20 protein-coding genes and 1 pseudogene are annotated in these 19,037 nt (G+C 65.4%); 10 read left to right on the top strand and 11 right to left on the bottom strand.

Annotated elements, in window-relative coordinates; genetic code table 11:
• Nucleotides 1-227 precede the first annotated feature (227 nt).
• The 3 genes from J4E58_RS22925 to J4E58_RS22935 all read left to right on the top strand — a co-directional run bounded on the left by J4E58_RS22925 (nt 228) and on the right by J4E58_RS22935 (nt 2,825).
• Nucleotides 228-632 carry a TraR/DksA family transcriptional regulator gene (locus tag J4E58_RS22925; RefSeq protein ID WP_007923643.1) on the top strand — a complete coding sequence of 135 codons (405 nt, stop codon included), beginning with the start codon at nt 228-230 and terminating at the stop codon, nt 630-632.
• A 215-nt stretch (nt 633-847) separates the two neighbouring features.
• Nucleotides 848-2,473 carry a methyl-accepting chemotaxis protein gene (locus tag J4E58_RS22930; RefSeq protein WP_087087924.1) on the top strand — a complete coding sequence of 542 codons (1,626 nt, stop codon included), beginning with the start codon at nt 848-850 and terminating at the stop codon, nt 2,471-2,473.
• Nucleotides 2,474-2,606: 133 nt separating this feature from the next.
• The gene (locus J4E58_RS22935; protein ID WP_087087922.1) at nt 2,607-2,825 is read left to right on the top strand and encodes a hypothetical protein; all 219 of its coding nucleotides are present in this window, start codon (nt 2,607-2,609) and stop codon (nt 2,823-2,825) included.
• 20 nt (nt 2,826-2,845) lie between these two features.
• Here the strand turns inward: J4E58_RS22935 and J4E58_RS22940 are convergent, their stop codons facing one another.
• Nucleotides 2,846-3,238, bottom strand: coding sequence for a hypothetical protein (locus tag J4E58_RS22940; protein WP_172963046.1), 393 nt, complete (start codon nt 3,236-3,238; stop codon nt 2,846-2,848).
• A 65-nt stretch (nt 3,239-3,303) separates the two neighbouring features.
• Nucleotides 3,304-3,534 (bottom strand): hypothetical protein, encoded by a 231-nt coding sequence (locus tag J4E58_RS22945; protein ID WP_007923647.1) that lies wholly within the window; start codon nt 3,532-3,534, stop codon nt 3,304-3,306.
• 545 nt (nt 3,535-4,079) lie between these two features.
• On the opposite strand from J4E58_RS22945, the gene J4E58_RS22950 reads away from it, so the two are divergent.
• From J4E58_RS22950 to J4E58_RS22960, 3 genes are all read left to right on the top strand, one after another.
• Entirely contained in the window at nt 4,080-4,529 is a 450-nt protein-coding gene (locus J4E58_RS22950) for a hypothetical protein (protein ID WP_007923648.1), read from the top strand.
• A complete protein-coding gene (locus tag J4E58_RS22955) occupies nt 4,526-4,723 on the top strand; it encodes a hypothetical protein (protein WP_087087918.1) in 198 nt (65 codons plus the stop codon). The genes J4E58_RS22950 and J4E58_RS22955 overlap by 4 nt, the downstream gene beginning before the upstream one ends.
• A 118-nt stretch (nt 4,724-4,841) precedes the next feature.
• Nucleotides 4,842-5,876 (top strand): ABC transporter substrate-binding protein, encoded by a 1,035-nt coding sequence (locus J4E58_RS22960; RefSeq protein ID WP_007923651.1) that lies wholly within the window; start codon nt 4,842-4,844, stop codon nt 5,874-5,876.
• A 91-nt stretch (nt 5,877-5,967) separates the two neighbouring features.
• Here the strand turns inward: J4E58_RS22960 and J4E58_RS22965 are convergent, their stop codons facing one another.
• Both J4E58_RS22965 and J4E58_RS22970 read right to left on the bottom strand, forming a co-directional pair.
• On the bottom strand, nt 5,968-8,103 hold the full coding sequence (locus tag J4E58_RS22965; protein WP_087087916.1) for a TonB-dependent siderophore receptor: 2,136 nt from the start codon (nt 8,101-8,103) through the stop codon (nt 5,968-5,970).
• Nucleotides 8,104-8,194: 91 nt separating this feature from the next.
• Nucleotides 8,195-8,584: a DUF2946 domain-containing protein gene (locus J4E58_RS22970; RefSeq protein WP_087087914.1), complete on the bottom strand. Its 390-nt coding sequence runs from the start codon at nt 8,582-8,584 to the stop codon at nt 8,195-8,197.
• Between the two features lie 98 nt (nt 8,585-8,682).
• Between J4E58_RS22970 and J4E58_RS22975 the strand changes: the two genes are divergently transcribed.
• The gene (locus tag J4E58_RS22975; protein ID WP_007932795.1) at nt 8,683-9,120 is read left to right on the top strand and encodes a DUF3995 domain-containing protein; all 438 of its coding nucleotides are present in this window, start codon (nt 8,683-8,685) and stop codon (nt 9,118-9,120) included.
• A 122-nt stretch (nt 9,121-9,242) separates the two neighbouring features.
• Here the strand turns inward: J4E58_RS22975 and J4E58_RS22980 are convergent, their stop codons facing one another.
• The 6 genes from J4E58_RS22980 to J4E58_RS23005 are packed head-to-tail and all read right to left on the bottom strand — an operon-like array spanning nt 9,243 to nt 15,297.
• Nucleotides 9,243-9,611, bottom strand: coding sequence for a Na+/H+ antiporter subunit G (locus J4E58_RS22980; protein WP_053260743.1), 369 nt, complete (start codon nt 9,609-9,611; stop codon nt 9,243-9,245).
• Nucleotides 9,608-9,886 (bottom strand): K+/H+ antiporter subunit F, encoded by a 279-nt coding sequence (locus tag J4E58_RS22985; RefSeq protein ID WP_007932799.1) that lies wholly within the window; start codon nt 9,884-9,886, stop codon nt 9,608-9,610. Before J4E58_RS22985 ends, J4E58_RS22980 begins: the two co-directional genes overlap by 4 nt.
• Entirely contained in the window at nt 9,883-10,371 is a 489-nt protein-coding gene (locus J4E58_RS22990; protein ID WP_007932801.1) for a Na+/H+ antiporter subunit E, read from the bottom strand. Before J4E58_RS22990 ends, J4E58_RS22985 begins: the two co-directional genes overlap by 4 nt.
• Nucleotides 10,368-12,053, bottom strand: a complete 1,686-nt coding sequence (locus J4E58_RS22995) for a monovalent cation/H+ antiporter subunit D (protein WP_087087912.1) — start codon at nt 12,051-12,053, stop codon at nt 10,368-10,370. Before J4E58_RS22995 ends, J4E58_RS22990 begins: the two co-directional genes overlap by 4 nt.
• Entirely contained in the window at nt 12,050-12,394 is a 345-nt protein-coding gene (locus tag J4E58_RS23000; protein WP_003202835.1) for a Na+/H+ antiporter subunit C, read from the bottom strand. The genes J4E58_RS22995 and J4E58_RS23000 overlap by 4 nt, the downstream gene beginning before the upstream one ends.
• Complete coding sequence (locus tag J4E58_RS23005) at nt 12,394-15,297, bottom strand: monovalent cation/H+ antiporter subunit A (RefSeq protein ID WP_087087910.1); 2,904 nt, start codon at nt 15,295-15,297, stop codon at nt 12,394-12,396. Before J4E58_RS23005 ends, J4E58_RS23000 begins: the two co-directional genes overlap by 1 nt.
• 244 nt (nt 15,298-15,541) lie before the next feature.
• Here J4E58_RS23005 and J4E58_RS23010 point away from each other — a divergent pair, with 244 nt between their 5' ends.
• On the top strand, nt 15,542-15,985 hold the full coding sequence (locus J4E58_RS23010; RefSeq protein WP_087087908.1) for a hypothetical protein: 444 nt from the start codon (nt 15,542-15,544) through the stop codon (nt 15,983-15,985).
• Between the two features lie 72 nt (nt 15,986-16,057).
• On the opposite strand, the pseudogene J4E58_RS23015 reads toward J4E58_RS23010, so the two are convergent.
• A pseudogene (locus J4E58_RS23015) lies at nt 16,058-17,075 on the bottom strand (DMT family transporter).
• Nucleotides 17,076-17,090: 15 nt separating this feature from the next.
• On the opposite strand from J4E58_RS23015, the gene J4E58_RS23020 reads away from it, so the two are divergent.
• Nucleotides 17,091-17,654: a helix-turn-helix domain-containing protein gene (locus tag J4E58_RS23020; RefSeq protein WP_009043403.1), complete on the top strand. Its 564-nt coding sequence runs from the start codon at nt 17,091-17,093 to the stop codon at nt 17,652-17,654.
• A 172-nt stretch (nt 17,655-17,826) separates the two neighbouring features.
• Nucleotides 17,827-19,029 (top strand): SfnB family sulfur acquisition oxidoreductase, encoded by a 1,203-nt coding sequence (locus tag J4E58_RS23025; protein WP_087087906.1) that lies wholly within the window; start codon nt 17,827-17,829, stop codon nt 19,027-19,029.
• Nucleotides 19,030-19,037: the final 8 nt, after the last annotated feature.

The raw sequence follows: 19,037 nt of genomic DNA on the forward strand, positions 1-19,037 counted from the left end.
TCCGATAACCACCGCCAAAGCCAGCCCTGGCGGGCTTTCAGGGCTTATCAGACAAATCTGATGTCATTTCAGTTGCTGACGCCTCGAACCGGCCTTAGACTGCCGCCCCTCGTAAATTGAGTGCCGGGTGGCGCTTGGAATGTATGGCGCCTTTCCGATGCCCCGAAAGGGGGCACGGAAAACAGCTTTAATTCGCCTTAATGCACGTATTTTTTATAGAGAAATCAATGACAAAGGAAAAGTTGCTGGCCATGCCGGCGGATGACTACATGAACGCCGAGCAGCTGGCTTTTTTCACTGAGCTGTTGCAGGCCATGAAGGTCGAAACCCACGAGCGCATCGAACAGAACCGAATCGCCATTGAGAGCCTGGACACCCCGGCCGACCCTGCCGACGCGGCTTCCGTAGAGGAAGAGCGGACCTGGCTGGTCAACGCTATCGACCGCGACCAGCGCATGCTGCCGCAGCTGGAGCAGGCCCTGGGCCGTATCGGCGACGACAGCTTCGGCTGGTGCGACGACAGCGGCGAGCCAATCGGCCTGAAACGCCTGCTGATCAGCCCGACCACCAAGTACTGCATCGAAGCTCAGGAACGTCACGAGCAGATCGACAAGCACCAGCGTCAGGCCTGATCGCCAAGACTTCTTCCCCTCGCGGGCAAGCCCCATCCCAAGGTCGTCGAGACGCCTGGGATCGGAGGCTTGCCCGCGAGTCGTTTGTGGGCATCTTTAAAGCCCGCGCATTTCTATTGATCTGCTGCAAAGCTGCGACTAATGGACCATGGATAATGGCTTTTTAGTGGCGTTCAATGCAGACCAAATAATTAGAAAAGCGTGGGGTAATCCAGATGACGCAAGACGGATCTTCGCCGGCTGCCATGGCGCAACCGCTGCCAACAGGCCAAAACACCCGGCGCTGGCAGGTTCCAACCCTGCAAAGCAGCGCCTTGCTGCTAGTGCTGTACGTCCTGTCCCAGGGGCTGCTTTCTTTCTACCTCGCCGTGCCGCTGATGCTGCTGATCGTCTGGCTGCCGCTCTTGCGCAGGTCCAAGGCAGCAGTGCCGGCGAGCAGCGTCGATAACCGCGAGATCGCCGCGCTGACGCGCGACCTGTCCTGCAGCACCAGCCATAACGCGCTGTCGGCCGCTGGCGTGGCCTATTCGGTCCGGCAACTGGCCGGGCGGGTGCAGTCGCAGCTGGACTCGGCGGCGCGCATCGTCAGCAGCGCCGAGGCGATGATCCACACCGAGCAACTGGCCGCGCAGCTCAGCCAGCAGGCCCTGAGCGCCGCCAGCGAAGCCCACCGCAGCAGCGCCGAAGGCAGCACAGTGCTGGGCGAATCGATCACCCGCATGCACCGCCTCAGCCAAAGCGCCAACGACAGCCGGCAACTGATCGAAGCCCTGAGCCAGCGCAGCGAAGACATCCAGCGGGTGGCGCTGGTGATCCAGTCGATCGCCAGCCAGACCAACCTGCTGGCGCTGAATGCCGCCATCGAGGCGGCGCGGGCCGGCGAGCATGGGCGCGGGTTCGCCGTGGTGGCCGATGAAGTGCGCGGCCTGGCCGGGCGCACGGCCACCGCCACCGACGAGGTCGGGGTGATGGTCGGCGATATCCAGCAGCGCACGGCCCAGGTGGTGGAGCAGATCCGCCAGCTGTCCAGCGACCTGAACACCGGGGTCGAGCAGGTCGAGTCCACCGGCCAGCACCTGCAGAACATTGCCCGGCTGGCGGCCGGGGTGGAAAGCCAGGTCGGCGAGATCGCCCGCGGCGCCGAGACCAATCGCCAGCAACTGGACAGCCTGTTCCATGCCGTGGAGCAGGTGCGCGGCGACCTGGCGGTGAGCGACCAGCAGACCCGCCGCCTGGCCGAGGCGGCGGTGCAGATGGAAGGGCAGGCGGAAATCATCAGCGAGCGCCTGGCCGAGGTCGGCCTGGACGACTACCACCAGCGCATCTACGACCTGGCCCAGGAAGGCGCCCGACGTATCGCCGAGCAGTTCGAGGCGGATCTTGCGGCCAACCGCATCAGCCTCGACGATCTGTTCGACCGCAGCTACCAGCCGATCGCCAATACCCAGCCGGTGAAATACCAGACCTGCTTCGACCGTTACGCCGATCAGGTGCTGCCGGCGATCCAGGAACCGTTGCTGGCGCGTCACGAAGGCCTGGTGTTCGCCATTGCCTGCACGCCCCAGGGCTACGTGCCGACCCACAACCAGGCGTTTTCCCGGCCGCTGACCGGCGACCCGCAGGTGGATACCCTGCACAACCGCACCAAGCGCAAGTTCGAGGACCGCACGGGCCTGCGTTGTGGCAGCCACCAGCAGCCGCTGTTGCTGCAAACCTACACCCGCGATACCGGCGAGCTGATGCACGATTTGTCGGTGCCGATCAGGGTCAAGGGCCGGCATTGGGGCGGCCTGCGCCTGGGCTACAAACCGGAGCAGACCGCCGCGGCCGCGCGTGGCTGAGCCTGGACAGGGGCCGGCCATTGTTACCGGCCCTGCAACGGAGCTGTGCCAGGGATGGCTTTTTCCCAGCATGGGAACTCATTAGTATGAGCGACATTGTTAGCTAGCTAACTAGTTACCAGGAGAAGTCCTCATGCAAAGCAAAGTCGATGTCGCAGTGATGATTGGTAGCGGTGTACCGGCCACCTTTCGCGCGGTCGGGCTGAATGTGTGCTGGGTCGTGCTGGTCAATGGCGAGCGCCGCGGCGCGCCGTTCGCCAGCCGCGACGAAGCCCTGGAGTGCCAGGCATCGTGGCTGGCCCAGCTGGCGCTGGACAGGGTCGGGCACCCGCTGTTCAGTCGTTCGGCCTGACGGCGCGGGCCCCCGCGCCTTCAGACCTCGCTGCCGATCACCGCGCTTTCGGCCTGGAACAGCGCCACCTGGGCCATCGACAAGGCGCTGCTGGCGGCCTGCGCCTGGGCCCGGGCGGCGGACAATGCCTGCATGTGCGCGTCGGTTGTGCGATGCCGGGCGGCGCTTTGCACCATCGCCAGGCGCTCGTTGGCCTTGCGCAGCCGTTGCTGCAGCTGTTCGATCTGTTTGCGCAGCAGCTTGATGCGTTTCTTTTTCGCTTCGAGCACGCCGTCGGGCGCGGCATTGGTCGCTCGGGTGATCGCGGTGCGCAAGTCAAACGGATCGCTCGCCGGGCTTTCGCTGGCCACCGCGCCGGGCAGGGCGAACTCGCCCAGGGAAGGCAGGCGGGCAGGTGGGTTGAGGTCGATCATCATGGCGCTCTTTATCGGAAGGCTCGCCAATATGTCGGTCGGGCGCGGCAATCCTTTATTGCCGTTCAGAGGTTCAGGGCACCCTGGTCGACGGCCTGCTTGAGGGCGCGGGCGGCGTCCTTGGCGGCGGCTTCGGCCAGTTCCGCGGTCTTGAACCAGCGGTCCTTTTCCACCTGGTGGCAGCGCACGGTGCGCAGCGGTGGCTTGGCGCGCATCACGATCACGGCCTGGAACTCGCCCTCGACATCCCGGGCCTCGCCATGGATGAAAAACTCGCCTATATCGAATTCCGTCACGTCCGACTTTCCCCTGGAAATTATGCTGGTGAAGCCTGGCCGGTGGCCGGCTTCAAGGTCGCGGCAGTATGGCAGTTGTTGCCGGTCGATGGCTGAGTTAAGTCACGCAAGTGGCTGACCGGCAGGGTGAAAGAGGTTTTTTCAGCGATTTGCTAACGCATGGGTTGCTCTGAATACATAAAGTTGCTCTAGAATTGCCCCGGCAGTCAGAGATTGATGTTTACCTGCAGCACTCCCGTCCCATTAAGGGTGACGAAAGGATCGTGAGGTTTTCCGATCGACAGTGAGTGCGCAGCTTTCTCGGCGGGCTGGAACCACTTCTTCTGCGCTTGATGCGGGCCAAACGGTCCGGTAGTCCTTCCGGTTTCTCTGGGGAGGGGCGCTCCGGTGTTTGCGCCTACGCGTTGGCGGGTGGTGCTTTTTCGGATTGTTTTCATGTGGAGTCACGGCGCCGGTTCGGCCGCCTTTTTCTGCTGTCCGTCGTTTACGCGGGCAGAGTCATTTTCAGTTTCGGGGATCTTTCCTTGGCAGTAAGTAATCTTGATATGCACGCGTTGTTCGTCCTGGGCGACTTGCGCGCAAAGTTGGTCAAACAGTTCCAGTCGCGTTTCGTCTACATCACCGAACAGACGCCGGAAGGCATTTACGTCGCCGAAATCGACACCGAGACGGCGCTGGTCGTGGACGACAAGCCGCGCCTGGAACTCAAGGTCGGCGACCATTTCCGCGCCGCGGTCCTGCCCAGCCGTGAGGGCGGCAAGTTCGAAATCCGGTTTCGCGAGATCAAGCTGGCCGTCTACGGCCTGGGCGAATACGCCTTTGTCAGCACCGCCGACGGCCACGCCATCCTGTTCAAGGAAGGCCACAGCGTGGTGACGGTATTCGCCGCCAACCAGCAGTTGCAGGAAGGCCTGACCAAGACCCTGAAAGCCGTGACCGGCAAGGCCGCCAAATGGCGCAAGGGTGAACTGGTGAGCTTCAAGGCCAGCGAGTGAGCCGCGCCGAATTTCACCAGCAGCATCTTGCGCGCGCCCGCGCCGAGGCCCAGCGCCTGTTCGAACGCAAGGCCGTGCTGCAAGGCGCCTGGCTGGCCTGGGTGGCCTCGCAGCTGTATGTCCTGAAGCCGGCGGAATACGCCAGCATGGTGCGCCGCGAGTTGCAGCGCCTGCAGGAGCAGGGCGAAAACTGAAGTCCCCGTCGAAAGCAGGAACCTCTACTACAGTCAGATGACTCAATTAGTCAGAGGCTTGCGGTCCCAAACCGCGAGACCATCCTGCAACGCTGTGAACAGCCAAAGGGGCACAGGCATGAAAGGACTGCGGACACTGCTGGGCGGCGCGCTGCTTGGCTTGGGTATTTTGCTGGCGCCCGCCGGCGCCTCGGCGGCACCGTCGGTACAGCCGGCACAGGCGCCGATCCACTTCGCCGACCTGAACTGGGAAAGCGGCAGCCTGATCACCGATATCCTGCGCACCATCGTCGAGAAGGGTTACGGCCTGCCGACCGACACCTTGCCGGGCACCACCATCACCCTGGAAACCGCGCTGGCCAATAACGATATCCAGGTCATCGGCGAAGAGTGGGCCGGACGCAGCCCGGTGTGGGTCAAGGCCGAGGCCGAGGGCAAGGTGGCGGCCCTGGGCGACACCGTGAAGGGCGCGACCGAAGGCTGGTGGGTGCCGGAATACGTGGTCAAGGGCGACCCGGCCAAGGGCATCAAGCCGCTGGCGCCGGGCCTGCGCAGCGTCACGGACCTCAAACGCTACAAGGACGTGTTCAAGGACCCGGAAAGCCCGGGCAAGGGGCGCTTTCTCAACAGCCCCATCGGCTGGACCTCGGAAGTGGTGAACAAGCAGAAGCTCAAGGCCTATGGCCTGACCGACAGCTATGTGAATTTCCGCAGCGGTTCCGGCGCGGCGCTGGACGCCGAGATCACTTCATCGATCCGTCGCGGCCAGCCGGTCCTGTTCTACTACTGGTCGCCGACCCCGTTGCTCGGCCGCTTCAAGCTGATCCAGCTGGAAGAGCCGCCGTTCGATGCCGAGGCCTGGAAAACCCTGACCGACGCCGAGCACCCCAACCCACGCCCCACGCGTTCGCTGGCCTCGAAGCTGTCGATTGGCGTGTCCACACCGTTCCAGCAGCAGTACCCGCAGATCGCCGAGTTCTTCGGCAAGGTCGACTTGCCGATCGAAGCGCTGAACAAGGCCCTGGCCGAGATGAGCGAGAAGCACACGCCGCCCCGGGAGGCGGCGCGGGCATTCCTCAAGGCGCATCCGGACGTGTGGCGGGCGTGGTTGCCCGGGGATGTGGCGGACAAGGTGAGTGCCAGCCTGGATTGAGAGATTGAGGTGAGAGTGAGATCGCTATCGCGAGCAAGCTCGCTCCTACAGGGTTACGCGAACTGTAGGAGCAAGCTGGCTCGCGATGCCTTTAGAAGCGGCTCTGCACCGCCAGCTCGAAGGTCCGCGGCGTACCCAGGTAGTAAGCCGGCGACACATGGGCGAACTCGGCGTAGACCTCGTTGGTCAGGTTGCGCACCCGCCCGGTGATCGAGGTGTGGCTGTCGAGCTGGTAGGTCAGGAAGGTGCCGTACAGGGTGTAGGAAGGCACGGTCATGGTGTTGGCCGTGTCGGCGTACACCGAGGCCACATAACGCGCATCGACCCCGGTCTGCCACTGCGGCGCCAGGTCATAGGTCAGCCACAGGTTGCCGACCCGGTCCGGCACGTTGGTCGGGGTATTGCCCTTGCGGGACACCACCACGCCCGCGGCGTTCTTCTCGGTGAACGCGTCGTACTGCGCATCGACCCAGGCGAAGTTGCCCTCGAGCAGCAGCTTCGGGGTGACCCGCAGCGAGCTGGCCACCTCGATGCCCCTGGAGGTCTGCTGGCCCACCGGGATGCTCAGGGTCGGGTCCAGCGGGTCGGTCACCGCGAAGTCCTTGCGCTCGATGCGGTAGGCCGCCAGGGTCGCCGAGCCGCGGCCGTCCAGGTAATCGAACTTGCTGCCCACTTCCCATTGCTTGCCCGTGGAGACATCGAAGTCCTGGGTGGCGCTGTTGGGCTGTTCGGCGGCAGTGCTGTATTGCACGTAGACGTTGGCGCTGGGCAGGAACTGGTAGGCCAGGCCGACCCGGCCGGTGACCGGCTCCCAGCTGCGCTTGAGGTGCCGCGGGTTGCTCGCCGTCACCTGGCGATGGTTGGTCACGTCCAGGTCGATATGGTCGTAGCGCAGGCCGCTGAGCAGGGTCAGCCGGTCGGTCAGGGCCAGGCGATTCTCGACGAACAGCGCCTGGGTGGTGACCTCGTTGGTCTTGTCGGCGACAAAGCCCTGGCGGGTGCCCGGCAGGTCGTAGAAATGCCCCGGCTGGTAGTTGTTCGGGTCGACGCTGTTGGCCGCCTTGACGTTCAGCGGCGAGTTGGTGGTGCGGTTGACCTTGTACTCGAAGCCGCCGGACCAGGTTGTGTCGAGGCCGAAGAGCGAGCTGTCGTGGCGCAGTTCGAACTGGTTGCCGTTCTGCTCGCCCTGGTGCCGCACCTGATAGGCCGTGGAGCGGTTCACCGCGCTGTTGTCAGCGTTGTACTGGTAGGTTTCCAGGTTACGGTAATCGCGCTGGCTGTCCAGGTGATAGAGGGTGTTGCGCAGGCTGGTGCTGTCGTTGATCCGGTAGTCGACGATCGAGCGCACCCAGATCGTGCGCTGCTCGTAGCGGCCGTCCTCGACGTTGTAGTTGTTGAAACGGTTGTGCTTGTCGATCTTCAACTCGCCGGCCTTGGGGTTGAGCACCGGGGTGCCCCAGTACGGGCTGTCCTCGTGTTCGTCCTGGTATTCCACGGCCAGGGTGTGGGACAGGTTCGGCGTCAGGTCGCTGAGCAGGGAAAACGCCAGGCTCCAGGCATCGCGCTGCTGGCGGTCGATGTAGCCGTTGCTGGTGTTATGGCTGACGTCGAGGCGGGCGTAGTGCTGCACCTCGTCGCCGGCCTCGCTGAGGGCGTGGTTGAGGCCGAAGGCGGTTTGCGTGGTGTCGTAGCTGCCGTAGCTGACCCGGCCCTCGATGGCCCGCTCCTGGCGATCGGCCAGCTTGGTCACGTAGTTCAGCGAACCACCCACGGAGCCTGCGCCGTTGACCAGCGAGGAGGGGCCGCCGAGCAGTTCGACCCGGTCATAGATCCAGGCGTCCACCGGTCGCGCCAGACCGCTGGACACGTTGATGCCGTTGAACATCTGGGTGATCTGGCTGTTGGTGAAACCACGGTACGAAACAAAGCCGCCGAACCCCGGCGGGGCGCTGGCATTGACCCCGGGCAGGCTGTTGGCGGCGTCCTGGAAGTTCTGCGCGCCGCGCCGCTCGATATCGTTGCGGTTGGCCACCGCCACCGAGGCCGGGGTTTCGCGGACGCTCAGGCCCAGGCGCGAGGCCATGCCGCTGGACTGGTCGAGGGCCAGGCCGGGTTCGGCGGGTTGCTCGCCGTCGATGGTGATCGGCGCCAGGTCGACGCTGGATTGCGCCCAGGCGCTGACGGACAGGCAGCCGCACAGGCTGGCCAGCAGGGGAATGTGTTTCATCGGTAGATCCTGAATTCTTGGCTAGGAAGCAGCCCACGAACAAACACCGTGGGTTAAGGCACGGGGCGGGCTGATGACAAGGGCGAAAGACTCAGGCGAAGGCGGGCGGCGCGCGCGGGTGGGCCGCGGGCCAGGTGAAGCGGGTGGGGACGTCGGCGGTGGCGCGCGGCGGCAGCGGCGGGCTGTGGTGCTGCGGCAGGATCGCCAGGGTCAGGCTGGAGTTGAACGCCGGGCCCATGCCGCCGGTGGAGCACAGCGGGCAACCGAAGGCCTTGGACAGGGTCGGCAGCGATTCGTCGACCGGGTTGGAGGAGGCCGGCGCCTGGGTGCGCGGGTCCACCGTACAGAACTGGCCGCCGATACCGTTGAGCTGCTGGCCGACCATTTGCCCGTGGCCGATGCTGCAGGCGAACACGTTGAACAGGACGCAGCAATAGAGCATCCAGGCAACGAGCGAGCGATCGGTTCGGGTTAATTTCATGGGGCGGCACTTTACCATCGCAGGCGACGAACGTACTTACAAAAACGTGCGGGTGGGTCCATTCTTCAGCGACATTTTTTTGCCATGGACGTTTGCATATGAATGTTTTGATCGCGCAAGGGATGGCCGGAGCCTTCCTGCTGATCAGCCTGATCCACCTGTACTGGGCCGCCGGCGGCAAGCGTGGCAGCGACGCGGTGATCCCCCAGGTGCCGGGCAGGACGCCGGGCAAGCTGGAGCCGGCGTTCAAGCCCTCGGGGTTCGCCACCTTGCTGGTGGCGGTGGGCTTGCTGCTGATCGCGATGCTGGTGTGCCTGCGGGTGGGCCTGTACCTGCCGACGGTGAGCCACCCGGCGCTGCAATGGGTGATCAGCGCGATGGCCTTGCTGATGTTCGCCCGGGCCATCGGCGACTCGAACCTGGTGGGGTTCTTCAAGGAGGTCAGCGGGTCCAGGTTCGCCCGGCTCGACACGCTGTTCTATTCGCCGCTGTGCGTGGTGCTGGGGGCGGGGTTGTTGGTGGTGGCCTGGAACTGAGTACCCTGTAGGAGCAGCCGGTCGATGCTCGATTGCTCGCGATAGCGGCGCCCCTGACACTCCGCAGGGCCTGCATCGCCAGCAAGCTGGCTCCTACAGATGTATTGCGATCTGGCAGTGGATCAACTGCCGCTTTCGCTGCGTCGGCTGCTGACCTCCGCCGGTACATCGTGGCCGGCCATGCGCTTGCGGAACAGCGCCGCCCGTGCCAGCAGCAGGGTGGTCACCGGCACGGTGATCGACAGGAGGATCGGGATCAGCCAGGCGTGCAGCACCGGCCCCGACTTCATCCCCGAGAAATACAGGATCGACGCCAGGGCCACGCACCAGGCGCCCAGGGTCGAGGCCAGGGCCGGCGGGTGCATGCGCTGGAAGTAATCCTTCATGCGCAGCATGCCCAGGGCGCCGATCAGCGCGAAGCTACTGCTGAGCACCAGCAGGATCGCCACCGGTATCTCTATCCACCACGACAGTTCACTGACGGCATTCATTCGATCACCTCGCCACGCAGGAGGAATTTGGCCAGGGCGAAGGAGCCGACGAAGCCGAACAGGGCGATCAGCAGCGCCGCCTCGAAGTAGGTGTCGCTGGCGTAGCGGATGCCCAGCACCAGCATCATCAGCATCGCCAGGATGTACAGGTAGTCCAGGGCCAGGACCCGGTCCTGGGCCGAGGGGCCCTTGAACAGCCGGACCAGGGTCAGGACCATGGCCACGGAAAACAGGAACAGGCTGAACAGGATCGCGTTCGTGAGCAGGGCACTCATTCGAAGATCTCCATCAACGGACGCTCGTAGGTCGTCTTGAAGTGCTGGATGAAAGCCGCTTCGTCGTCCAGGTCGAACACATGCAGCAGCAGGATGCTGCGGTCCAGGGACAGCTCGGACCACACCGTGCCCGGCACCACCGTGGTGATGGTCGAGAGCGCGGCCAGGCCGTTGGCGTCGCGCAGCTCCAGGGGGATCTTGACGAAGCGCGAGCGCGGCGGACGGCGCCTGGCGTTGAGTACGCCCCAGGCCACGGCCAGGTTCGACAGCAGCACATCGCGGCCGACCACCAGGAGCAGGCGCAGGATGGTCGCGGGGCGGCGGATACGGATCGGCAGCGGGCGCAACGGCCGCATCATCAAGGGCGCGCAGAACCCCAGCAGCGCGCCGAGCAGCAGGTTGCCGGGGCTGACGGACAGGTTCAGCACCAGCCACAGCAGCCACAGCGCCAGCGACAACCAGGGGGCGGGGAACAGGCGCTTCATGGCTGTACCTCCTGCAACGCCGCCTGGGCCTCGGGGCTGGGGACCGCCCGGGTGCCGAGCACGGCCATCACATACTGCTGCGGATCGTTGAGGTTGTCGGCGGCGGCCTGGGTAAAGCGCAGCAGCGGCTCGGCCTTGACGGTCAGCAGCATGCACAGCCCGAGCAGGGCGATGATCGGCACGCACTCGAAGCGCCTCAGCAGCGGCGAGGGCCGTTCTTCCGGGGCCCAGAAGCGCCGGATGCCCAGGCGCGAAAAGGCGATCAGCGACGCCAGGCCGGAAAGGATCAGCAAGGCCAGTAGGCCCCAGGCGGCGCCGGACAGCGGCGCATCCGTGGCCTGGCCCAGCCCCAGCGGGTTGAGCAGGGCGCCGATCAGGCTCAGCTTGCCGATGAAACCCGACAGCGGCGGCATGCCGATGATCAGCAGCGCGCAGGCGATGAAACTCAGGCCGAGGAAGGCCATGGTCCAGGGAATCACCTGGCCGACCACGGCTTTGCGCTCGTCGTCGAGGTTGGTGCCCGGTGGCGGTTGCAGCGACTCCTGGGGCCGAGGCAGGGTTTCGACTTCATCCTCCAGGGGGATCTCGTTGGCCGAACGCGAACGCTCGATCAATTCGGCCAGCAAAAACAGCGCACTCAGGGCCAGGGTCGAGCTGACCAGGTAGAACAGCGCGCCGGCAATCAGCCTGGGCTGGGCGAAGCCGATCGCCGCCAGGAGGATCCCGGCCGAGACCAGGATGCTCAGGCTGGCCATGCGTTCCAGGCGTTGCGCGGCGAGGATCGCCAGGGCCGCGCCGACGATGGTCGCCATGCCGCCGTAGATCAGCCAGTCGCCGCCGAAGTAGGCCGAGGCCCCGGCCTGGCCGGAGAACAGCAGGGTCCACAGGCGCAGCAGGGTGTAGACCCCGACCTTGGTCATGATCGCGAACATCGCCGCTACCGGCGCGCTGGCCGAGGAGTAGGCCGGCACCAGCCAGAAGTTCAGCGGCCACATGCCGGCCTTGGCCAGGAACGCAGTGGCCAGGATCGCCGCGCCGGCGTGCAGCAGGCCCCGGTCGGCTTCCGGCACCAGCGGGATCTTCAGCGCCAGGTCGGCCATGTTCAGGGTGCCGGTGACGCCGTAGATCAGCGCCGCGCCGATCAGGAACAGCGACGAGGCCAGCAGGTTGATCGCCACGTAGTGCAGGCCGGCGGACACCCGCGCCCGCCCCGAGCCGTGCAGCATCAGGCCGTAGGAGGCGGCCAGCAGCACTTCGAAGAACACGAACAGGTTGAACAGGTCGGCGGTCAGGAAGGCACCGTACAGGCCCATCAGCTGGATCTGGAACAGCGCGTGGAAACTGGCCCCGGCGCGGTCCCAGCGGGCCATGGCGAACAGCAGGGCGCTGACGCCGATGATCCCGGTGAGCACCAGCATCAGCGCCGACAGGCGATCGACCACCAGCACGATGCCGAACGGCACCTGCCAGTTGCCCGGCAGGTACACGCCGACGGAACCGGGCACGCCGGTCTGCTGGGTCCAGCACAGCAACAGCACGGAAATGCCCAGGCCGAGCATGCTGGAGAACAGGTTGATCCTGGCTTTGAGCGGGCGATGTTTCTCGCCGAGCATCAGCATCACCGCGGCGGTCAGCAGCGGCAGCAGGATGGGCGCGACGATCAGGTGCGGCATCAGGTTCATTCCTTGGGCTCCCGGCCATCCACATGGTCGGTGCCGGTCAGGCCCCTGGACGCCAGCAGGACCACCAGGAACAGCGCGGTCATGGCGAAGCTGATGACGATCGCCGTGAGCACCAGCGCCTGGGGCAGCGGGTCGGTGTAGTGCAGCAGGTCCTGGGGCACGCCGTCCTTGATGATCGGCTCCTTGCCGATGAACAGGCTGCCCATGCTGAAGATGAACAGGTTGACCCCGTAGGACAGCAGGCACAGGCCCATCACCACCTGGAAGGTCCGTGGCCGCAGCACCAGCCAGACGCCGGAGGCCGCCAGCACACCAATGGCGATTGCAATGACTTCTTCCATCAGGCGGCTCCTGGCTTGGCTTGGGGTTTGACTTGGGCACGCACCGACTGGTGCGCCAGCGCGGTGAGGATCAGCAGGGTCGAGCCGACCACCACGGCATACACGCCAATGTCGAAGAACAGCGCGCTGGCGATATGGATATCGCCCAGCAGCGGCAAGTCCAGGTGCAGGGTATGGGTGGTCAGGAACGGGTAGCCGAACGCCAGGGCGCCGAGCCCGGTCAGGGTGGCGAACAGCAGGCCGGTGCCCATCCAGCGCAGCGGCCGCAGGCTCATCTGGGCCTCGACCCACTGGGTGCCGGCGACCATGTATTGCAGGATGAACGCCACCGACATCACCAGGCCGGCGACGAAACCGCCGCCCGGCAGGTTGTGGCCGCGCATGAACAGGTAGAACGACACCACCAGGGCGATCGGCAGCAGCAGGCGCACCAGTACCGCCGGCACCATCATGAAGCCCAGGGCGGTGTCGCTGGCCTGGCGCGGGTTGACCAGGTCGGTGACCACGTCGGGCGCCAGCAGGCGCTGCTGGGCCGGCAGCTGCATGCTTTCCTTGGGCGGGCGGAAGCGTCGCAGCAGGGCGAACACGGTCAGGGCCACGGCCACCAGCACGGTGATCTCGCCCAGGGTGTCGAAGCCGCGGAAGTCCACCAGCATCACATTCACCACATTGCTGCCGCCGCCTTCCGGCAGGGCGCGGCTGAGGTAGAACGAGGAAATGTCGTTGGGGGTCTGGCGGGTCAGCATGGCGTAGGACAGCACGGCCATGCCCAGGCCGACGGCGATCGACAGCAGCAGGTCGCGCAGGCGGCGGGCACGGGCCTTGGGCAGGCTGCTGGGCAGCGGCGAAACATCCTCGATCCGCCGGGGCAGCCAGCGCAGGCCGAGCAGGATCAGCACCGTGGTCACCACTTCCACCACCAGCTGGGTCAGGGCCAGGTCCGGCGCGGAGAACCAGACGAAGGTCACGCAGGTCATCAGCCCGCAGACGCTGACCATGGTCAGGGCCGCCAGACGGTGGTACTTGGCTTGCCAGGCGGCGCCCAGGGCGCAGGCGATGGCCAGCAGCCAGAGGGTGACGAAGACGATGGAGCCCGGGATCTTCGGCCGGTCGCCCCAGCTCAGGCTGCTGTAGAGCATCGGGATCAGGCCGGCCAGCACCGCCACCAGCACCAGCAGGAACAGCTGGGTCTGCAGGCGCTGGGTGCTGATCCGCCGTTCCAGGCGCCGGGCCAGGCGCATCATGCTCACCAGGCTGCGCTCGAACAGGCGCTTGCCGTTGAAGCGGCCGATCAGCGGCGGATGGGCGAAATCACCGCGCACCAGCGGGGCACGCAACAGCAGGTAGAGCACGATGCCGCCGGACATGGCGATCAGGCTCATGATCATCGGCGCATTCAGGCCGTGCCAGATCGCCAGGCTGTACTCCGGCAGCGTGCCGCCAACCACCGGCTGGGCGGCCGCGGCCAGCAGCGGGCCGACCATCTGCGCCGGGAAGATCCCCACCAGCAGGCAGGTGAACACCAGCAGTTCCACCGGCGCGCGCATCCAGCGTGGCGGCTCGTGGGGCGTGTGCGGCAGGTCTTCGGCCGGTTTGCCGAAGAACACATCCACGGTGAAGCGCAGGGAGTAGGCGACGCTGAAGGTCCCGGCGATGGTGGCGATCACCGGCAGGGCGGCCTCGACCCAGGCGGTGGAATTGATGAACACGGTCTCGGCGAAGAACATCTCTTTCGACAGGAAGCCGTTGAGCAGCGGCACGCCGGCCATGGAGGCGCTGGCGACCATGGCCAGGGTCGCGGTGAACGGCATCAGCTTGATCAGGCCGTTGAGCTTGCGGATGTCGCGGGTGCCGCTTTCGTGGTCGATGATGCCGGCGGCCATGAACAGCGAGGCCTTGAAGGTGGCGTGGTTGAGGATGTGGAACACCGCGGCCACCGCGGCCAGCGGGCTGTTCAGGCCCAGCAGCAGGGTGATCAGGCCCAGGTGGCTGATGGTCGAGTAGGCCAGCAGGCCCTTGAGGTCGTTCTGGAACATCGCGCAGTAGGCGCCCAGCACCAGGGTCGCGGCCCCGGCGCCGCCGACGATCCAGAACCATTCCTCGCTGCCGGACAGCGACGGCCAGAGGCGGGCGAGGAGGAACACCCCGGCCTTGACCATGGTCGCCGAGTGCAGGTAGGCCGAGACCGGTGTCGGCGCGGCCATGGCGTGGGGCAGCCAGAAGTGGAAGGGGAATTGCGCGCTTTTGCTGAGGGCGCCGATCAGGATCAGCGGCAGGAGAATGGGGTAGAGGGCATGGGCTCGGATGAGATCTCCGGCAGCCAGGACCTGGTCCAGGTCGTAGCTGCCGACCACATGGCCGAGCAGCATGACCCCCGCCAGCAGGCACAAGCCCCCTGCGCCGGTGACCATCAGCGCCATGTAGGCCCCGCGCCGGGCATCGGAGCGGTGGTGCCAGTAGCCGATCAGCAGGAAGGAGAACAGGCTGGTCAGTTCCCAGAAGAACACGATCTGGATCAGGTTGCCGGAAATCACCAGGCCGAGCATGGCGCCCATGAAGGCCAGGAAAAACGCGAAGAAGCGCGGCACCGGGTCTTCCGGCGACATGTAGTAACGCGCGTACAGCGACACCAGGGTACCGATGGCCAGCACCAGCATGGAGAACAGCCAGGCGAAGCCGTCCATGCGCAGGACGAAGTTCAGGCCCAGGCTGGGCAGCCAGTTGAACTCTTCACGGATCACGCCGCCATGGGCGATCTGCGGGTACATCGAGGCCACCGCCACGCTACCGGCCAAGGCGACCAGGCCTGCCAGCAGGGACTCGGTGTTACGCGCGTTGTGCGGCAGCAAGGCCGCCAGACAGCTGCCGATAAAAGGCAGAAGCAGTAGAACTATCAGGGACATAGGCTTCTAATCTGCGGGAAATTGTGATGCATCATACGTGCCGACTCTGTGATCACCAACCTTGAAGCTGTGGCAGGATCCTACAAAACCCCTTCGGCCAGCCGTCAAGGCAGGGGATAAGAACCGGCTTGGCCGAAAGCCCTGGCAGTTTGCCCGGGGTGAATGACAACAAAGCGCTGCGCGCGGTGTTATGGTCGCGCCCCTCGGCAACGGACCCGCTTGAAAGGAAGCAGACAGACCCCTTATGACTCTCGCAACCTTTACCCGCAAAACCCTCGCCAGCCTGCTGTTGATGGCCTTCGGCGGCTGGATCGTCTGGCTGTGGCTGACTCTGGCCGGGCCCACTGCCGGCATGAGCCGCTTCAAGACCCTGGAACCCTTGTCGATCGAGGGGCAAGCGGCGGCGGCCTTGCCCGCCGGCACCGTGCTCTATTACGACACCGGCTTTGCCGAGGGCCATGGCCGTTACCTGGCGTACTTCTATCACAAGGGCGTCATCGCCCAGGAAGCCTTGCCCAAGGCCTTCTGGCCGGGGCAGGAGCAGATCAGCCCCTTGTGGTTGTGGAATATCGATCCCGAGCAGGTCCCGGATAAAACCATGACGCGAGAGGACATTGTCGCCGCCGTACAGGCCGGCCAGCTCTCCCGGCAGGAGCTGGCGGCCATCCTCCAATCGTTGCCGCGCTAGGCTCTGTACGAAAAGTGGCTGCGCGCTGGGCGCCTTCGGCGCTACGCAGGCCATGCTGCGTTAAAAACAGGCTCAGCGTTGCGAGTCCGCCGTTTCATCCAGCCGATCCGCCTCGACCACTTCGCCGCTCTTACCCTTGGTCTTCAACTCGCTGACGATCACCGCCGCGACGATCAGCGCGCCGCCCAGCAGGGCCAGGGCCGGCAGGCGTTCGCCGGCGATGCGCCCGACCAGCCCGGCCCATACCGGTTCGCCGGCGTAGATCAGGGTGGCGCGGGTCGGCGAGACGCTTTTCTGCGCCCAGTTCATCGCCACCTGGATCGCCGCGCTGGCGGCGCCCAGGCCCAGGGCGCTGGCCAGCAGCAGCCAGGAAAAGTCCGGGATGGCTTCCTGGGTCGGCACCACCATCAGGAACGACAGCACCGAGGTTGCGGCCAGTTGTACTACTGTGACCCGGCGCACATCGACCTGGCCGGCGTAGGTGCTGATCAGGATGATTTCCGCGGCGATGGCCACGGTGCTGATCAGGGTGGCGATTTCTCCCGGGCTGAAGTCCAGCGCGGCGCCGCTGGGCCCGGAGAGCAGCATCAGGCCGGTGAAGGCCAGCATGATGCCGATGCTCGGCATCAGCCCCGGGCGCTTGCCCATGAACAGCCATTGCAGCAGCGGCACGAAGGGCACGTACAGCGCGGTGATAAAGGCCGACTGGCTGCTGGGAATGCTTTGCAGGCCCACGGTCTGCAGGCCGTAGCCGAGCATGATGGCGGTGCCGATGAAGACCCCGGCCTTGAGTTCGAACAGGGTCAGCCCGCGCAGGCTGCGCAGGGAGAACAGCCCGACGATGCAGGCCGCCGCGGCGAACCGCAGGCCGACGAAGAACATCGGGCCGCTGACGGTCATGGCGTGCTGCACCGTGAGAAAGGTGCCGCCCCAGACCATGGTGATCAGCACCAGCACGCACTCGGCTTTGCTCAGTTTGAGGAAGAAGGAAGAAGATTTGCAGGAGTTCACCGACGTCATGCCCTTGCGTGCTACCCGGGGCGGCCGCACAATGCGCCGCGAAGTTGGGCAGTATACTGCGCAAACCCATACAGTGAGCAATATAGTGCACAAAGATCCTGGGCAGCGCGCTTCCGTGCTGCAGCATGTCAGTCACAACGTCCGGCGCCTGCGCCACGCCGCCGAGCTGAGCCAGAGCGCCCTGGCGGAAAAGTCCGGGGTCAGCCGGCGCATGCTGGTGGCCATCGAGGCCGGTGAGAAGAATGTCAGCCTCAGCACCCTGGACCGGGTGGCCGAGGCCCTGGACGTGGCCTTCAGCGACCTGATCCAGGCCCCCGATGCCCGCGACCCGAGCCGGATCAACGAGCTGGCCTGGGCCGGGCTGATTCCCGGGAGCAAGGCGGTGCTGCTGGCCAAGGCCAACGCCTGCCGCGAAGTGGAGCTGTGGGAGTGGCGCCTGGAGCCGGGCGAGCAATACCTGTCGGAACCGGACGCCGAAGGCTGGAGCGAGCAGCTGTATGTCTTCGAGGGTTGCCTGACCCTGGTCCTGGGTGAACAGGAGCGGCGCCTGGACAGCGGCGAGTTCTTCATGTTCGCCAGCAACCTGCCGCATGCCTATCGCAACGATGGGGCGGTGGCGGTGCGTTTCGTGCGCAACGTGGTGATCTGAGCACTGTTGCCTGGGCAACAGTGCTTGAACATTTTGCCTGTTTTCAATTGATGCTGCTTCTTATGAACATCAATCAACTTACTGATTTGTAAGACTTATAGTCTTCGGCACGACTTCTGCAATCTCCAGGTCAGAACGGATCTTCCGCATTCGACAGGACCTGGAGTCGGCCATGACAGCCACTGCTCAACCCACCCGAACCGCCCACATCATCCACTCCGACGCCGAGGCCATCGCCGTCGCCCGGACCCTGGCCGAGCGTTTCGCCGTCGAGGCCAGCGTGCGCGATCGCGAGCGGCGCCTGCCGTTCGCCGAGCTGGACGAGTTCTCCGCCAGCGGCCTGTGGGGCATCACCATTCCCAAGGCCTACGGGGGCGCCGGGGTGTCCTATGTGACGGTGGCGGAGGTGATCAAGATCATCTCCGCCGCCGACTCGTCCCTCGGCCAGCTGCCGCAGAACCACCTGGGCGTGCTCGACATCCTGCTGCAGACCGCCAGCGAGGAGCAGAAGCGCTATTACTTCGCCAAGGTGTTGCAGGGTTATCGCTTCGGCAACGCCTTCTCCGAAGCCGGCAGCAAGCATGTCGGCGCCTTCGAGACCCGCATTCGTTTCAACGCCGACGGCGCGCGGATCGACGGCGAGAAGTTCTACTGCACCGGCGCCTTGTTCGCCCATATCGTGCCGGCGGTGGCGGTCGACGAAGAGAACAAGGCGTTCATCGCCTTTATCGAGCGGGACAACCCCGGCCTGACCGTGATCGACAGTTGGGACGGTTTCGGCCAGCGCACCACCGCCAGCGGCGGGGTCACCCTCGACGCGGTGCAGGTGCCGCTGAGCGCGGTGATCCCGGCCCATCGCGCATTCGACGAGCCCACCGCCGACGGGCCGATCTCGCAGATCATCCAGGCGGCGGTGGACACCGGCCTGGCAGTCGGCGCCCTGGAAGAAGCCAAGCGCCACGCGCGCCAGTCGCGCCCCTGGATCGATAGTGGCCAGGATCATGGCTGGCAGGACCCGTTCACCATCGCCGCCATCGGCGACCTGGAATGGCGGGTGCACGGCACCGAGGCGATCCTGGAAAAAGCCGGCCTGGCCATCGACCAGGCATTGCGCGACCCCAACGAAGACAGCGTGGCCCAGGCCTCGGTGGTGGTGGCGCAAGCCAAGGTGTTGTCGGCACAAAGCGCCTTGCTTGCCAGCAGTAAGCTGTTCGAGCTGGCCGGCACCCGCTCGGTGCTGGGCAAGTACAACCTCGACCGCTACTGGCGCAACGCGCGAACCCACACCCTGCACGACCCGGCACGCTGGAAATACCACCTGATCGGCAACTTCCTGCTCAACGGCGTCAAGCCGGCCCGCCACGCCTGGAACTGAGGAACCGC

The sequence above is a fragment of the Pseudomonas sp. FW305-25 genome (genome assembly GCF_017351415.1).
GTDB lineage: Bacteria > Pseudomonadota > Gammaproteobacteria > Pseudomonadales > Pseudomonadaceae > Aquipseudomonas > Aquipseudomonas chlororaphis.

Coding starts and splice junctions, on each gene's coding strand:
- J4E58_RS23000 (WP_003202835.1), bottom strand. CDS start 12,394: ATGGAAGAAGTCATTGCAATCGCCATTGGTGTGCTGGCGGCCTCCGGC.
- J4E58_RS22930 (WP_087087924.1), top strand. CDS start 848: ATGACGCAAGACGGATCTTCGCCGGCTGCCATGGCGCAACCGCTGCCA.
- J4E58_RS23010 (WP_087087908.1), top strand. CDS start 15,542: ATGACTCTCGCAACCTTTACCCGCAAAACCCTCGCCAGCCTGCTGTTG.
- J4E58_RS22925 (WP_007923643.1), top strand. CDS start 228: ATGACAAAGGAAAAGTTGCTGGCCATGCCGGCGGATGACTACATGAAC.
- J4E58_RS22935 (WP_087087922.1), top strand. CDS start 2,607: ATGCAAAGCAAAGTCGATGTCGCAGTGATGATTGGTAGCGGTGTACCG.
- J4E58_RS22995 (WP_087087912.1), bottom strand. CDS start 12,053: ATGAACCTGATGCCGCACCTGATCGTCGCGCCCATCCTGCTGCCGCTG.
- J4E58_RS22940 (WP_172963046.1), bottom strand. CDS start 3,238: ATGATCGACCTCAACCCACCTGCCCGCCTGCCTTCCCTGGGCGAGTTC.
- J4E58_RS22985 (WP_007932799.1), bottom strand. CDS start 9,886: ATGAGTGCCCTGCTCACGAACGCGATCCTGTTCAGCCTGTTCCTGTTT.
- J4E58_RS22965 (WP_087087916.1), bottom strand. CDS start 8,103: ATGAAACACATTCCCCTGCTGGCCAGCCTGTGCGGCTGCCTGTCCGTC.
- J4E58_RS23005 (WP_087087910.1), bottom strand. CDS start 15,297: ATGTCCCTGATAGTTCTACTGCTTCTGCCTTTTATCGGCAGCTGTCTG.
- J4E58_RS22960 (WP_007923651.1), top strand. CDS start 4,842: ATGAAAGGACTGCGGACACTGCTGGGCGGCGCGCTGCTTGGCTTGGGT.
- J4E58_RS22970 (WP_087087914.1), bottom strand. CDS start 8,584: ATGAAATTAACCCGAACCGATCGCTCGCTCGTTGCCTGGATGCTCTAT.
- J4E58_RS22950 (WP_007923648.1), top strand. CDS start 4,080: ATGCACGCGTTGTTCGTCCTGGGCGACTTGCGCGCAAAGTTGGTCAAA.
- J4E58_RS22975 (WP_007932795.1), top strand. CDS start 8,683: ATGAATGTTTTGATCGCGCAAGGGATGGCCGGAGCCTTCCTGCTGATC.
- J4E58_RS22990 (WP_007932801.1), bottom strand. CDS start 10,371: ATGAAGCGCCTGTTCCCCGCCCCCTGGTTGTCGCTGGCGCTGTGGCTG.
- J4E58_RS23025 (WP_087087906.1), top strand. CDS start 17,827: ATGACAGCCACTGCTCAACCCACCCGAACCGCCCACATCATCCACTCC.
- J4E58_RS22980 (WP_053260743.1), bottom strand. CDS start 9,611: ATGAATGCCGTCAGTGAACTGTCGTGGTGGATAGAGATACCGGTGGCG.